Annotated in this window: 14 protein-coding genes; 11 read left to right on the top strand and 3 right to left on the bottom strand. The window is 53.8% G+C overall.

Annotated features, from left to right (window positions below; genetic code table 11):
* Nucleotides 1-46: 46 nt before the first annotated feature.
* From QUV21_RS13275 to QUV21_RS13250, 6 genes are all read left to right on the top strand, one after another.
* Nucleotides 47-1,216, top strand: coding sequence for an integrase family protein (locus QUV21_RS13275; protein WP_300855588.1), 1,170 nt, complete (start codon nt 47-49; stop codon nt 1,214-1,216).
* 302 nt (nt 1,217-1,518) lie between these two features.
* Nucleotides 1,519-2,055, top strand: a complete 537-nt coding sequence (locus QUV21_RS13270) for a recombinase family protein (protein ID WP_300855587.1) — start codon at nt 1,519-1,521, stop codon at nt 2,053-2,055.
* Between the two features lie 21 nt (nt 2,056-2,076).
* Nucleotides 2,077-2,538 carry a hypothetical protein gene (locus QUV21_RS13265; protein ID WP_300855586.1) on the top strand — a complete coding sequence of 154 codons (462 nt, stop codon included), beginning with the start codon at nt 2,077-2,079 and terminating at the stop codon, nt 2,536-2,538.
* Nucleotides 2,539-3,932: 1,394 nt separating this feature from the next.
* Nucleotides 3,933-4,355: a hypothetical protein gene (locus QUV21_RS13260; RefSeq protein ID WP_300855585.1), complete on the top strand. Its 423-nt coding sequence runs from the start codon at nt 3,933-3,935 to the stop codon at nt 4,353-4,355.
* Between the two features lie 10 nt (nt 4,356-4,365).
* A complete protein-coding gene (locus QUV21_RS13255) occupies nt 4,366-4,692 on the top strand; it encodes a hypothetical protein (protein WP_300855584.1) in 327 nt (108 codons plus the stop codon).
* A gap of 883 nt (nt 4,693-5,575) precedes the next feature.
* Nucleotides 5,576-6,838, top strand: coding sequence for a DEAD/DEAH box helicase family protein (locus QUV21_RS13250; RefSeq protein ID WP_300855582.1), 1,263 nt, complete (start codon nt 5,576-5,578; stop codon nt 6,836-6,838).
* A 75-nt stretch (nt 6,839-6,913) separates the two neighbouring features.
* Here QUV21_RS13250 and QUV21_RS13245 read toward each other — a convergent pair whose 3' ends face one another.
* On the bottom strand, nt 6,914-7,501 hold the full coding sequence (locus QUV21_RS13245) for a hypothetical protein (protein ID WP_300855581.1): 588 nt from the start codon (nt 7,499-7,501) through the stop codon (nt 6,914-6,916).
* 153 nt (nt 7,502-7,654) lie between these two features.
* Here QUV21_RS13245 and QUV21_RS13240 point away from each other — a divergent pair, with 153 nt between their 5' ends.
* Nucleotides 7,655-7,894 (top strand): hypothetical protein, encoded by a 240-nt coding sequence (locus tag QUV21_RS13240; RefSeq protein ID WP_300855580.1) that lies wholly within the window; start codon nt 7,655-7,657, stop codon nt 7,892-7,894.
* A gap of 290 nt (nt 7,895-8,184) precedes the next feature.
* Entirely contained in the window at nt 8,185-9,207 is a 1,023-nt protein-coding gene (locus QUV21_RS13235) for a hypothetical protein (RefSeq protein ID WP_300855579.1), read from the top strand.
* On the opposite strand, the gene QUV21_RS13230 is transcribed toward QUV21_RS13235, so the two are convergent.
* Nucleotides 9,208-9,774, bottom strand: a complete 567-nt coding sequence (locus QUV21_RS13230; protein ID WP_300855577.1) for a LuxR C-terminal-related transcriptional regulator — start codon at nt 9,772-9,774, stop codon at nt 9,208-9,210.
* A gap of 133 nt (nt 9,775-9,907) precedes the next feature.
* Here QUV21_RS13230 and QUV21_RS13225 point away from each other — a divergent pair, with 133 nt between their 5' ends.
* Together QUV21_RS13225 and QUV21_RS13220 are read left to right on the top strand one after the other, a co-directional pair.
* A complete protein-coding gene (locus QUV21_RS13225; protein ID WP_300855575.1) occupies nt 9,908-10,612 on the top strand; it encodes a CoA transferase subunit A in 705 nt (234 codons plus the stop codon).
* Nucleotides 10,609-11,238, top strand: a complete 630-nt coding sequence (locus QUV21_RS13220; RefSeq protein ID WP_300855634.1) for a 3-oxoacid CoA-transferase subunit B — start codon at nt 10,609-10,611, stop codon at nt 11,236-11,238. The genes QUV21_RS13225 and QUV21_RS13220 overlap by 4 nt, the downstream gene beginning before the upstream one ends.
* A 111-nt stretch (nt 11,239-11,349) precedes the next feature.
* Here the strand turns inward: QUV21_RS13220 and QUV21_RS13215 are convergent, their stop codons facing one another.
* Complete coding sequence (locus QUV21_RS13215; RefSeq protein ID WP_300855574.1) at nt 11,350-12,210, bottom strand: lytic transglycosylase domain-containing protein; 861 nt, start codon at nt 12,208-12,210, stop codon at nt 11,350-11,352.
* A gap of 345 nt (nt 12,211-12,555) precedes the next feature.
* Between QUV21_RS13215 and QUV21_RS13210 the strand changes: the two genes are divergently transcribed.
* Nucleotides 12,556-12,750 (top strand): hypothetical protein, encoded by a 195-nt coding sequence (locus tag QUV21_RS13210; RefSeq protein WP_300855633.1) that lies wholly within the window; start codon nt 12,556-12,558, stop codon nt 12,748-12,750.
* Nucleotides 12,751-12,877: the final 127 nt, after the last annotated feature.

Genomic DNA, 12,877 nt, shown 5'->3' with positions numbered 1-12,877 from the left:
TGCTAGTCTGTCTACCGTCTACCGGACTGCCGCAGGGGATTTTTCCATGCTCACCAAGATCACCAAAGACACTTTGTCAGGACTGAAAGCCAGTGGGAAGGTCCAGTTTGTCAGAGATACCAAGCTGATAGGCTTCGGGGTGAAGGTCTCTGAGGCTGGCAGGGCTACATACATCGCAGAGAAGCGTATCAAGGGTGGTCGGGTGGTCAGGAAGACCATCGGTGAAGTGAGCTTGCTTCCGCTGGATCAGGCCAGAGAGGAAGCTAGGGAAGTGCTGCTGCAACTCTCCAAAGGGATAGACGTTGCTAGGGTAGAGCCAGAAGACGAAGACAGCCTGCAAAGCCATTTGACCCAGTACCTTGCCCTAAGAAGGCACAAGCTCAAGCCTAGCACGGTGGCCGACTACCAGAAGGTGATGCAGAACTGCTTCAGCGATTGGCTTCCTTTGAAGGCCACAGACATAACCGACAAGATGGTGGCTCTCCGGTATGCCCTACTCAGGGACAAGCATTCCGAGGACTACACCAATAAGGCCATGCGGACCCTTAAGGCGATCCTCAACTCTGCTGGCATTGCTCCTAACCCAGTCAACAGAGCTATGAAGAAAGGTGGGCTTAGGACTAGCTCCAGCGCCAAGACACGGTATCTGTCAGACGATGAAATCGTGAAGGTGATGGAATACGCAGAGAAGGAACCCTTCGGGAAGCTCCTGATGTTCTACCTCTGCACCGGATGCAGGAAGAATGAAGCTCTGAACTTCGAGGTTCATGGGGACCAACTGACCTTCAAGAACACCAAGTCAGGCAAGGACCATACGATACCGATTGTAGGGCTGATCGAGGCAAACCACGGTCCCTTTGTCTACACGGATACTCAGTGGAGGAACGAGCTAGACAAGGCCAGAGAGGCTCTAGGCTTCAAGCAGCCTTGGACAGTGCATGACCTTAGACGGACCTTTGCAGAACATGCTCAGCTAGCTGGTGTTGATGTAGGGGCCATTGGCATAGCTCTGAACCATACTCCCATCGGGGTGACTAGAACAAGCTATCTGGGTGGTGGTCTGGCTAAGAAGATGATCCTGACCCAGTGTCTCAAGACTGTCTCCAAGCAGTACCTTGCCTACATGGAGGGAGAGACAGGGATAGTCGGGGAAGAGGTTCTAGACGCTGAGGCAGTGCTACAGATGCTTAGGGACGCTGGTCTTAAACTGCGGTAATTTTCCAGAGATAGTTTCGGGGGGTATTTCTCTTAAGAAGGAGTACCCCCAGCCCCCCCCTTGTAGGCCCCCATCAAGATTTGCCTAGAAGACTTAGGCCCTTCATTCATTCAGTGGGGGAATGACCCCTAGCTGACAGGCATGGGGCTGTAGCGTGAGGCTTGCTCAATGCGTAACCTTAGGGTGTACTCAAACATTACACGCATTAGGCTAGACTAAAGTGTAACGATAGGGTTGACTTATGCTATATGTTACACTAGCTGAATGATACTCTAGACCCTAACCATACGAAAGGAAGCATTATGGCTACAGTAAGCTACCGAAGGGTATCATCAGAAGACCAATCCCTAGACCGACAGGACCTAGGACCATGCGACAAGGTGTTTGAGGACAAGGCATCAGCAGGCACTAAGGACAGACAGGGCTTAACTGACCTGATTGAGTGGGTACGGGAAGGGGATACAATCAAGGTCTGGTCAATCGACAGGCTGGCTAGGAACCTTCAAGACCTACTTGAACTGGTGCAGGGCTTCCTTCGCAAGAAGGTAACCATTGTCTTTGTTAAGGATGGCCTCACCTTCAGCCCTGACAACTCCAATCCTGCAAGTACCCTGTATCTCCAAGTACTTGGGGCTGTGGCAGAGTTTGAAAGGGCATTGATCAGGGAACGACAGAAGGAAGGCATAGCGAAGGCCAAGCTTAAGGGTGTCTACCGTGGCAGGAAGCCTAGCGTCACCAAGCAGGAGGTAGATCAGCTCAAGCAGGATGGGCTTAGCATATCGGATATTGCTAGGAAACTTGACGTAACCCGACAGACTGTCTACCGGTATCTGTCATAGCTGTAACCATAGGAGGAATGAATGTCTGTACTTGATCAAATCAGAGACCTAGAGAAGCAACGAGCAGAGTTGGTGAAGGAGGCTAAGGCGGTACTGCTGGCCGCAGCAGAGAAAGCTGTAGCTGAGCTGAATGAGCTGGGGAAAGAGCTTGGTTTCTCCTACTCGCTCAGAGAGGGCAACGCACCAGCAGCTAGGACCACCACAGGCAGCACTGGCAACAGGAAACAGATGTCAGAAACAGACATTCTTGAGGCTCAGAAGGATATGCTGGCCTTCCTTAAGGGCAAGAAGGCCGATCAGCAGAGCCAGACAGAAATATTTGATGGTCTTGGCTACGAGCAAAGCAGGCACCAGACCATGCAGAAGCACCTCAAGGACCTGCTTGCCAGCGGACACATCGAGGCTACCGTGAAGGACACCAGCAAGGGGAAGTCTCCGAAGAACCCCACTGCCTACCTCTGGGTCAAAGACCTGGACAACTGATCCTTTCGATCACCGTTAGCTTGCATCAGGCCCCCTTCACCGGGGGTCTTTTCTTTGGTATGCCCTCAGGCTTCATAGGAGAGGCGCTAGAGGCCCTTCTCTTGGTTTTCCACCGGGGACCGCCCACGGAGTTAGCTACGCTGTACGGGCCTCTTTGGCCCCTCTCCGTGGATTCACCCTATAAGTATACTAAGAGGTAGTAGCTTGATGCTCACCTCTAGTTCCTTCGGAAGTAGATTCCGTTTATTTCATTAGTAGAAGAGTTACTACTATCAGACTATACGTCGAGAGCGTAGGCTCCGCCTACTCGACAGCCGAAGGCTGTTGCTACGCAGCATTACTCGACAGAAACATAGGGGAACTGCTTAAGGGTACCACTTAGCTTTATGATAGCTTCGTAAGAATAAAAGATACCAACCTACGTAGTAGCATAAAGTATATACCTTAAGAGGGCCTTGAGGCAGCTTCTGTAAGAATTAGTGGAATGAAATACGAAGTAACTCAAGGCAACTAGGGATACTTCTAGTATTACCTTTTGTCAAATAATAGCCCTTTAGGATAATAAGAACAACAGCTTAAGCCTACTTTAGCTCAACACTCTTGTCTATGCCTGTTAGCCTTCTGTCCATGATCTGTCTCTTGGCTTTCCTGAAGGTGAGCATTTAAGACCAGCCGGGAGCATCCCTGTTGTCTGATACCCCGTTAGATCACTATCCAAATGACAGCCTTTACGGCTGGGTTAAAGGGCCAACCTCCAACCACCCTCATACCTAGTAAAGATTATACGGAGGGGGTCCATTTCGACCAATAAAATAAGGGCTTTTTGAGGGTCGTGAAACCGGTATGGGTTTTATTAGCCTGCTTTAGAGCCACTCAGGCACAACCTTCTAGCCTCATCCTTGTCGCTCAAGCATAAAAATTATTAAGGAAACTTCCAAATATTCTTTTCGTTCTATTGCAATGCTTTAGCAATTCTATTACAAACCGAACGCTAATTAAGCTTGACAAATCAGTAAAAATGTGTCAAACTAGTATTATAGAAGTTTGAAACAGAATTACCTGTTCTCTGGCTATCAGCCCACTTCTATCTCCCAACACTTTAGAAAGGATATTTTTATGGGACTATTTTCGGATGAGACTAATGAACTGGAAGCACTGCGCTCAGAGCTTGCTTTGCTTAAGGCTCAGCTTGATAAGAAAGAGCCTTCAAAGTCTGCTGAGGCTGAGCGTATTGGTCTACATAGCTCCGACCGGCCAAGAACCTTTGCGCAATGGATGAGCTACCGCAAGAGGGTCGGAGATACGATCTACCGCAGTCGCAAGGTTCAAGAGCAGGTCCAGAGAGACTTTGGTCTACTTGGTCGAGAAGCTTTTTACGGTTCGGAGTAACCACTATGGCAAGAATATTTTTAGAGAAGGATGAGCCTATGAATACCTTCTGGTGTTTCATCGGAAGCGTAGCAACTTGGGACTTTGATGACCCTTGGAACGTTGCGCGTATCAATAATCTGGAGGAAGCTCTGAAGCTGGAAGGCGTATTGCCAACCATTAGAGCAGGTATGCACGGCAGCAATCAAAGGAAGTTCGTAGCCGCCCTAATCCGCTTTGTCGATGAAGATGAGGTTACCAAGGTCAATATCCGTAACGGGATGGATTGGATCAAGCAGGGCTACTCAGCTATCTGGATCGAGTACCTGGACAAGCTAGCAGAGAAAAATCTTATTAAGTACAACCGTTCCACCAAGACCATTAGACCCACTGAGCAACTTACTAATATTGCCAAGCTCAGTACTACCAAATTTATCAAGGCAGCATAAGGAGAACAGAATGCCAGCGATTAAAACCAAGCAACCCATTACGTCAATCAATGTAGATGATCACCCTCAGGCTAACAGGGTCGCAAAAGAGGAATACCTTGCGTACTCATATCCCAATCTGACCCTCTTTGAAGATTTTTCTTCTGGCATGGCTAGAAAGGAAACAAAGTGGTTCGCTGTCTTAAAGGACAAGGACGAGACAACGTATTACATCAAGAGAGGAACACAAGAGCATAGCCTCACCTATGTCATTACTGACTTCGCTCCCTTTGAAGGTCACAGATTCACCTCAGCATTCATTGCCGCTAAGGCTCTTGACGAGTACTTGAGTAAATAAGGATTCAGGAAAATGAAATTGATTGCTGAATTATCCCACGTCCTCCTATACGAAGACTCTGTTAACCTAACTTCCCGATGTAAACGGGACTACAAGACTGCGACGGAGTATCGGAAGCCTCAGACCTACACCATTGTCAGCAAGGACAGAAAGCAACTCTGGTCCCTGATGTTGGTAAAGTTCCTAGGACCTCAGGACAGGTTCCTGCTCAACGGTAGAGGGGAAGGATTCAAGTCTCCTCTAGATGCAGCAATGTTTGTCAATCAACTTATGAGAAAGGAGTTACCTCTCGTTGCCTAACGTCGATTTATCTTTGTCCCTTTATTCTGAATTACCTTTCATCACTTCCACCCCTACGCAATCACCCCACAGGGCCGCAGATAGCCTCTTTGGTGACGTTGCCATACTGGCCAGTCTCATCCCAGAGCTTGACCTGCAAGAGCTAGCCCAAAAGGACAAGCAACGCAGAGCAGGGGAATACCTGCGTAGCAAGCTGCAAGGCGTCTCTCTTTCCCCTTTCCAAGCTAGGGTATTGGCTACTCTGGTAGAAGAAGACTACGAGTATCGAGAGAAGCTCAAACACCAAGAGCCAGAGGCAGTAGTCCCCAAGGGGATCGACTACCACAAGGGAGCTTGGAGAGTACGAAAGCAGGTCAATGGCAAGAAGCTAGAGAAGCAATTCCCTACGCTGGATCAGGCTAAGACCTATCTCCAAAAGGCTTCACCAGAGGCCCCAAAAGTGCAAGTTGGGGAGCTTCAGGTAGGGTAGTACCCGATAGCTAAAAGTTGGGGAGTTTTTCGCCTTATTTTACTGGGCCTATTCTCCCCAATTTAGGCTACCCTACCCCCCATTTCACCAGCAGCATATTTCTTGGAGCATATTTTGACTGATATTCGATTTATTGATAAGCCTTGTGGAGCAGGAAAGACCACAGAGCAGATTGCATCACTTGACCCTAGGCGACAGTACCTAATCGTAGTCCCCTTCTTGTCTGAGGTAGACAGGTGGAAAAATCAGGCCGGAATACCATTAGAGGCAGCACCAGACGACAGCAACAAGTCAGACTGGCTGAGGGAGAATGTTCTAGAGGGTAACAACATAGTCTGCACTCACAAGCTATTCGACCTAGTGGACTTGGACAGAACAGACCTCAGTGAGTACCACGTCCTGATTGATGAGGTCTTTGACTGTGTTGAAAGCATTCATGGCGTAAAGGAAGAAGTGTTTGAGAAGGTCTATATCGGAGAAGGCTATGCGGTAGTCGATCCTTGCACTGGTAGAGTTACTCCTACTGCCAAGTGGATTACCCATAGCCAAGAGGCAGAGAAGCTAGCCCCTACTGTACGCAATGACCTGTATCAGAAAGCCAAGCAGGGGAGCTTGTATAAGGTAGAAGGCAAGGGATTCTTTGTCTCGATTGTGCCGGTGGAACTGTTCACCAGTCCTTTAAGCTGTACTGTCTTAACCTACCAAGCTGAAAGCAGTCAGATGGTGGGATACCTTCGGAGGCTTGGGATTCCTTTCAGAATCGACAGGTCGGATGATTCAGCTTTCAAGCATGGATTACGACAAAGACTAGAGGTCAAGGATATCCCTGCCCTTCGGGATACTCAGATGACCCATACAGCCCAAGAGAAGATGAGGAAGGAAGGAGCCAAGAAGGTTTCTACTGCCCTGATGAACCTGAGAGGCAGGGAGCTTAAGGGAGTAGAAGCTGAGAACATAATGCTGTCTTGCAACAAATCCAAATGGCATTCCCAGAACGACCAGCCCAAGGGTCTATTTGCTCAGGGCAGCAAGCTTAGTCTATGCAACTTCCTTCCCAAGACTACCAGAGGAACCAACAAATATCGGCACTGTAGCCATGCCCTTTACCTCAATGACCTTAGGCTTAATCCTGCCGAGAAGGAATGGTTAGGATGGAACAAGGAACAGGAGGACCAGTGGGCCTTAAGTGAGCTAATACAGTGGGTGATGAGGTCTAGGCTTAGAGAGGGTGACTATGTGTCTCTCTACCTTGCTTCACCTAGGATGAAGGCATTGCTTGAGGACTTCCTAGACAATAAGGAAGAGGCTGTCAGCTTCGCTGACGAGTTCGTTAACGATAGTCAACTTGATGATGCTGTTACGCTCCTAGCGGCGTAAGTCCCCAAAGCCTGACTTACTGCTTAAGCCCTGTGGTCGCCTCCATGGGGCTTTTCTTTTTGCTCGCTAATTTTATCACCAGTTCGTTCCGATTAGAAAGCCGATTGCGAGGACTGCAAGTGCGTAGGGCAGATAGTCTCCGATTTTGCCCTTCAAAGGCGAAAGCATCTTTTCCTCGATAGGTGGTATGAAGTTCGGGTACCTTTGCGATACCTTACTCATGTATATCTCCACCTCGCTTGGTGATCCTACCGCTACGTTACTTTCAATTGCAATAACCTTCCTAGGATGGTATCCGCTGTGATAAATCTGGGATTCTTTCTTTGTTCTGAACTTTGGCTCCCGCTGATTGTAGTTTAGTACTACCTTACATAGATACTTGGAAGTGAACTCAGATTCCTTGTGATATCCCTTCTTTGCATATAGTACTTGTGACGAAACAGATTCTAACTGACAGGTAGCGTATGGAAGTTCATTTTCTTTCAGGAACTGCTCTGCCTCACTTTCGCTATTGAAGGTTCTGCTATAGATTAGCTTCTCCTCAGCAATCATAAACCAATTTTCGGACTGAGGAACCATTGCCACAACTCGGACTTCAGCGGAATCCACGAGTAGGAAGACATGCACATTCCTATAGACTTCGCTTACAGCACTGGTTGTCACGTAAGTCTCCTCGGCCAGCTTTGATGAAGCCTCTCACCGGCCTGCCGATCAGTCAACTTGAAGAACCCTAAGCAGATGAGATGGTCTGTAGCTCTGGCCCTCCTCGCCTTACCTCTGGTAAGTTGCAACCTCTGGTAGCAGGAGAAGAAACTCATGGACCATTGGCATGTGATACTGGACGGTTACGGCGACAGGGAAAAGCTAAGCGGCGATGTTATCACCAAGGACGGGGAGATCATCGGAACGTGGGTTCTTGATCCCGAAGACCATCCGGGCTTCATCCCTCTTGGGGAGACAGAGCAGGTTATCTGGTCTCCGTGGATCGGCGAGTTCTGCAAGCTGGTGAAGGAGTGGCACGAGGAGCAAGAAGCTAAGAGGCAGATTGGGCGGTAACTTAGGCCCTCAGTCAGTCCCACAGTCACTATATATACTGGCCTCAGAGGCTCATCTGTCTGCTTTTCGTCTACTGACAGAAGAATCTTGTTTTTTATCAATGCCTACCAGACTCTTTTAAGTCCCCTGTGTCTACCGTTCCACCACGCGGGCTTGCGAGGCTGGTCAAAGGGTCGGTCATCGGGCGCAGCATAGCGGCTTTGCCGGGGGCCGAAAGACCCCGCCAGCATTTTGGATGATTTGACAATTTTTCATCGGACCCACAAGACTGCGTCCGGTAGAGAGGCCGAATGATGGCGCCCAAGACCCAGACCCGATCGCATTGCCGCGGCGTCGTCGAGGCCAGCTTCGCGCATCTCTTGGGCCTTGTCCGGGACAACGGGCGCTTCGTCTATGCCCATCGCGCCGGTCGGCCCGATGTGATGCTGGACGGCTACAACATGCTGCGCCATTGCGGGACTTTGTGGTTCATGCTGCGGGCCTTGAACGAACTGGCGCTGCCGCTTGCTCCGGCCGGACGCGCGGCACTTGACCGGGCCGTCGCCTATGCCACGGGCAAGTTCGAGCGCCCCTTGTGGATTTCCGAGCCAAGCCTCGCGCTTGTCACCAAGGGGGCGGTCAAGACCGGAGGCATCGGGCTGGCTCTGGTGATGCTGGAAGAATACCGCCGCGCCTGTCAGCACGGGTTGCCCGCGGCCGGGTTGCCGGGGCCGGAGGAAATGATCCCCCGCTTGCAGACCTATGCGCTGGTCCAGATTGCCGACAACGACTTCCTGCACAAACGGCTGATCACGGATGGCACGGTTTTGCCGTTCCGCAGCGCCTTTTATACCGGCGAGGTTCTGCTGGGCCTGTTCGTCACCGGCTGCTCTGACCCAAGGCTTCTGGCCACGACCGAAGCCCTGATCGCCCGGCGCTACGGCGTGGCGGAACAAAGTCACTGGATGGCCTATGCCGCCTGCGAAGCGGCAGCGCGCGGGTTGATCGATGCTGGGCGCCTGACCGGCTACCTCACCGACCTGATCACCGCCATGATCGAGGATGACGCCTATCGCAGGCGGCGCATGTCCACGCCCATCGCCTGCCGGTCCGAGGCGCTGACCCGGTTCGTCGGGCTTTGCGACCAGTGGCCGGGCCGCTTTCCCCCTGCCTTGCGCGCTGCCGCCTTGCAGACAGCGGCCGAGAACATGGCGCTTCAGCTTGGCTGGTATGCTGATGGCCAGTTCTGGAAGGGCGACACGGATGACAAGGTGCAGATCGACTATATCCAGCACAATGCCACGGCCTTTCTGAACCGCTGGCACATTGACTGATCAGCCCTCTACCGCCCCCGGCGCGGCCAGCAGGCGACTGACCAGTTCAAAGCTGTTCCTGACCTTCATCTTGCGGATCATGTTGGCGCGGTGAACCTCCACCGTGCGGGGGGACGACGCCAGCGCCTGCGCGATTTCCTTTGAGGTGAAGCCATTAACCAGATAGCGGGCAATGCGTTTTTCGGTGGGCGTCAGAAGGTCGCCCGGCCCCGGGTCAGCCTCCAGCGGGCGGTAGGTCCAGATCGCCAACCGCTGCGGATCATCCCGGTCAAGGGCGGTGCCGCGCCCTTCCATCCACAGCGCCTGCCCGTCCTTGTGGCGCATGAAACGTTCGTCGCGGTAGATGGTCTGGGCCAGCATCGCCTTGCGCGCCCGTTCCCCGATCACCTGATAATCGGTCTGGCCGGGGTACAGGAGGCGGATCGACTGGCCCTCCAGTTCCTTCGGGCTCCAGCCGAATACCGCCTCCACCCGCAGGCTGGCGCGCAGGATCACCCTTTCGGCAAGGATCAGCGTGGCATCAGGTGCATGGCGGAAGGCGAGGCGTTCGTAATCGGGGGTGGCCATGGGCAAGCCTTATACGTAGCGATCTACGTATTCTTACGGATGGCAGTCGGCAGCGCAATCTTTCAGGATTGCCGGGTCCGAAGTTTCCGGCCCTTTCGATGTGGCGGCGTGGAACCGGTGGGGGAGAGCAGGAATGAACAAGGTATTTCCAAGTGCCGCTGCGGCGCTGGACGGGGTCTTGAAGGACGGCATGCTGATCGCGGCAGGCGGCTTTGGCCTGTGCGGTATCCCGGAACTTCTGATCGCGGCGATCCGTGACAGTGGCGTCAAGGGGCTGACGGTCGCGTCAAACAACGCGGGCGTTGACGGGTTCGGTCTGGGGCTGCTGCTGGAAACCCGGCAGGTGAAGAAGATGATCTCGTCCTACGTCGGGGAAAACGCGGAATTCATGCGCCAGTATCTGTCGGGCGAGCTGGAGCTGGAGTTCAACCCCCAAGGCACGCTGGCCGAACGGATGCGGGCCGGGGGTGCGGGCATCCCGGGGTTCTATACCAAGACCGGCGTCGGCACGGTCATTGCCGACGGCAAGGAACACCACGATTTCGACGGTGAGACCTTCATTCTGGAACGCGGGATCGTGGCCGATCTGGCCATCGTGAAGGCGTGGAAGGCCGACACGTCGGGCAACCTTGTGTTCCGCAAGACCGCACGGAATTTCAACGTTCCCGCCGCCACCTGTGGCCGCATCTGCGTGGCCGAGGTTGAAGAGATCGTGCCGCTTGGGTCACTTGACCCCGACACGATCCACCTGCCGGGCATCTATGTGCATCGTCTGGTCACCGGACCACATGAAAAACGCATCGAACAGCGCACCGTGCGCAAGAAGGAGTCTGTCTGATGTGGGACCGCAACCAGATTGCCGCACGCGCGGCGAAGGAACTTCAGGACGGCACCTACGTCAACCTTGGCATCGGCATCCCGACGCTGGTCGCCAACTATATCCCCGAAGGCGTTCATGTGACGCTTCAGTCGGAAAACGGCATGCTGGGCATGGGGCCGTTCCCGTTTGAAGGCGAGGAAGACCCCGACCTGATCAACGCAGGCAAGCAGACGATCACCGAACTGCCGCAGACCGCCTATTTCGACTCGGCTCAGTCCTTTGCGATGATCCGGGGCGGCAAGATCGCGATGGCGATCCTTGGCGCGATGGAGGTCAGCGAGAAGGGAGACCTCGCGAACTGGATGATCCCGGGCAAACTGGTCAAGGGCATGGGCGGGGCGATGGATCTGGTGGCGGGCGTGGGCCGGGTGGTGGTGGTGATGGACCACACCAGCAAGCACGGCGAATCCAAGGTGTTGCGCGAATGCACCCTGCCCCTGACCGGCAAGGCGGTGGTGGACCGGATCATCACCAACCTTGGCGTCCTGGATGTTGGTCACAAGGGGCTGCATATCGTGGAACTGGCCGATGGCGTGACCGAGGCGGAACTCCGCGCCGCGACCGAAGCCACCATTGTGGGCTGAATGGCCGAGGCCCTGATCAGCCGCGAACATGGCGCCTCCAAGGGGCGCTATGTCATCCGCAGGGGAGACGAAGAGGCGGATGTCTTTGTCTGACAGGGTGGGGAAGCGGGATTACCCGCCCGCTGCGATGGCCTTGAAGACGCAAGGATCGGTTACCAGTTGTGGCGGGCTCAGGCACAGGCCCTGCGCCACCTGCCATGCGGCCAGCACCTTCGGCACGTAATCGCGTGTCTCGGCGTAAGGCGGCACGCCGGAATTGGCCTTCACCGCGCCCTCGCCCGCATTATAGGCTGCAAGGACCATCAGCGGGTCGTTGTTGAACTCGTTCAGCAGCCAATCCAGATAGGCCACACCGCCCTTGATGTTCTGCGCCGGATCCTTGGAATCCGTCACCCCGAAGCGTTCGGCGGTGGCCGGAATCAACTGCATCAGCCCGACCGCCCCGGCATGGCTGACCGCATCGGACCGTCCGGCGCTTTCGATTCCGATCACGGCCAGCACCAGAGCGGGCGAAACATCAGTGCCGATGGTGGCCAGAAGGATATCCTTGCCATAGGTCTTGGCGACTTCTTGCATGTGCTGCATCCGCGGGGCGTTGACGGTCTTGCCATCCGGCCCAAGCGACAATGTCGCCAAGGCCAGATCAAACCGGCCTGACACATCCTTCACCCCCGGTGGTACGGTGTCCCAGAACCAGGCATAGGAAGATTTCGGCGCGGGGGCGGGGGCAAGCGGGCCGTCACGGTCGGCCTTGGGGGTTTCGGCCTCTTCGCTACGCTTCGGCCTTGGGTCGACCTTGGGCAGCGAGGCCAGATAGCGGGCCTGTTCTTCCGGATCGATCTGGACGGTGATCCGCTTGCCCGGCAGGCCCTCGCCCACCTTGACGCGCTTGAACTGGAAATCATCCGCAGCGGCGGCGAAGGGAGCCACCGCGCAGAGAATCACTGAGATCAACCTGACTGTCTGCCGCATCGGCTGGGTGCCTGCTTGTTGTTCTTTTCGTCGGAGAATCGCAGTTTCGCCCCCTTCGAGCCAGCACTTTCGCCGCTGAATCATGGCATTTCCGCCAGAATTGACCGAAAAACCACGGCCTAACCCAAGCCCGTCAACATCCGGTTAAGATTTTTATTGTTACTATTCATTTAGTTATGCCAGATTCGGTGGAATCTTCGAGGAACAAGAAAAACCTTCACCTCTGTTCAAACTGATGCCACGATTGGCCGGTCATATAAGTGCATACCGAACGGCAGCGGCGCAAACGATAGCCAGTCGAAGCGGTTGACTGACAAGTGAACACCTTAGGAAGGGATTATGACCATGACCAAGTTCTCCGCTTTTCTGAAAGACGAATCCGGTGCCGTGACCGTTGACTGGGTGGTGCTGACCGCTGCCATCGTCGGCCTGGGCCTGGTTGTCTTCACCTACATCCAGCCGGCGATTTCGGGCCTGGCAGACGACATCGGCAAAGAAGTCGACAAGGCCGGTTCGAAGATGATCGCTGCCGGCAACTGATCCGGAAGATCCTTTTCTTGAGTGGCCGCGTCCTTCCGGACGCGGCCCTTTTTGTTGTGCGTAGTTGACGCGCAGCGCAAGACCGACCAGAAAATGCAATCTCCTGCCACGAATTGTCTGATCTCGG

This window comes from Tabrizicola sp. (assembly GCF_030373185.1).
GTDB lineage: Bacteria > Pseudomonadota > Alphaproteobacteria > Rhodobacterales > Rhodobacteraceae > Tabrizicola.
Note: the sequence above shows the minus strand (reverse complement) of the source record. Positions and strands in the feature narration are given on the sequence as shown.

Bases quoted from the DNA above. Each gene is read 5' to 3' on its own strand.
- QUV21_RS13260 (WP_300855585.1), top strand. From the start codon at position 3,933: ATGGCAAGAATATTTTTAGAGAAGGATGAGCCTATGAATACCTTCTGG.
- QUV21_RS13215 (WP_300855574.1), bottom strand. From the start codon at position 12,210: ATGCGGCAGACAGTCAGGTTGATCTCAGTGATTCTCTGCGCGGTGGCT.
- QUV21_RS13235 (WP_300855579.1), top strand. From the start codon at position 8,185: ATGATGGCGCCCAAGACCCAGACCCGATCGCATTGCCGCGGCGTCGTC.
- QUV21_RS13230 (WP_300855577.1), bottom strand. From the start codon at position 9,774: ATGGCCACCCCCGATTACGAACGCCTCGCCTTCCGCCATGCACCTGAT.
- QUV21_RS13275 (WP_300855588.1), top strand. From the start codon at position 47: ATGCTCACCAAGATCACCAAAGACACTTTGTCAGGACTGAAAGCCAGT.
- QUV21_RS13225 (WP_300855575.1), top strand. From the start codon at position 9,908: ATGAACAAGGTATTTCCAAGTGCCGCTGCGGCGCTGGACGGGGTCTTG.
- QUV21_RS13240 (WP_300855580.1), top strand. From the start codon at position 7,655: ATGGACCATTGGCATGTGATACTGGACGGTTACGGCGACAGGGAAAAG.
- QUV21_RS13255 (WP_300855584.1), top strand. From the start codon at position 4,366: ATGCCAGCGATTAAAACCAAGCAACCCATTACGTCAATCAATGTAGAT.
- QUV21_RS13270 (WP_300855587.1), top strand. From the start codon at position 1,519: ATGGCTACAGTAAGCTACCGAAGGGTATCATCAGAAGACCAATCCCTA.
- QUV21_RS13265 (WP_300855586.1), top strand. From the start codon at position 2,077: ATGTCTGTACTTGATCAAATCAGAGACCTAGAGAAGCAACGAGCAGAG.
- QUV21_RS13210 (WP_300855633.1), top strand. From the start codon at position 12,556: ATGACCAAGTTCTCCGCTTTTCTGAAAGACGAATCCGGTGCCGTGACC.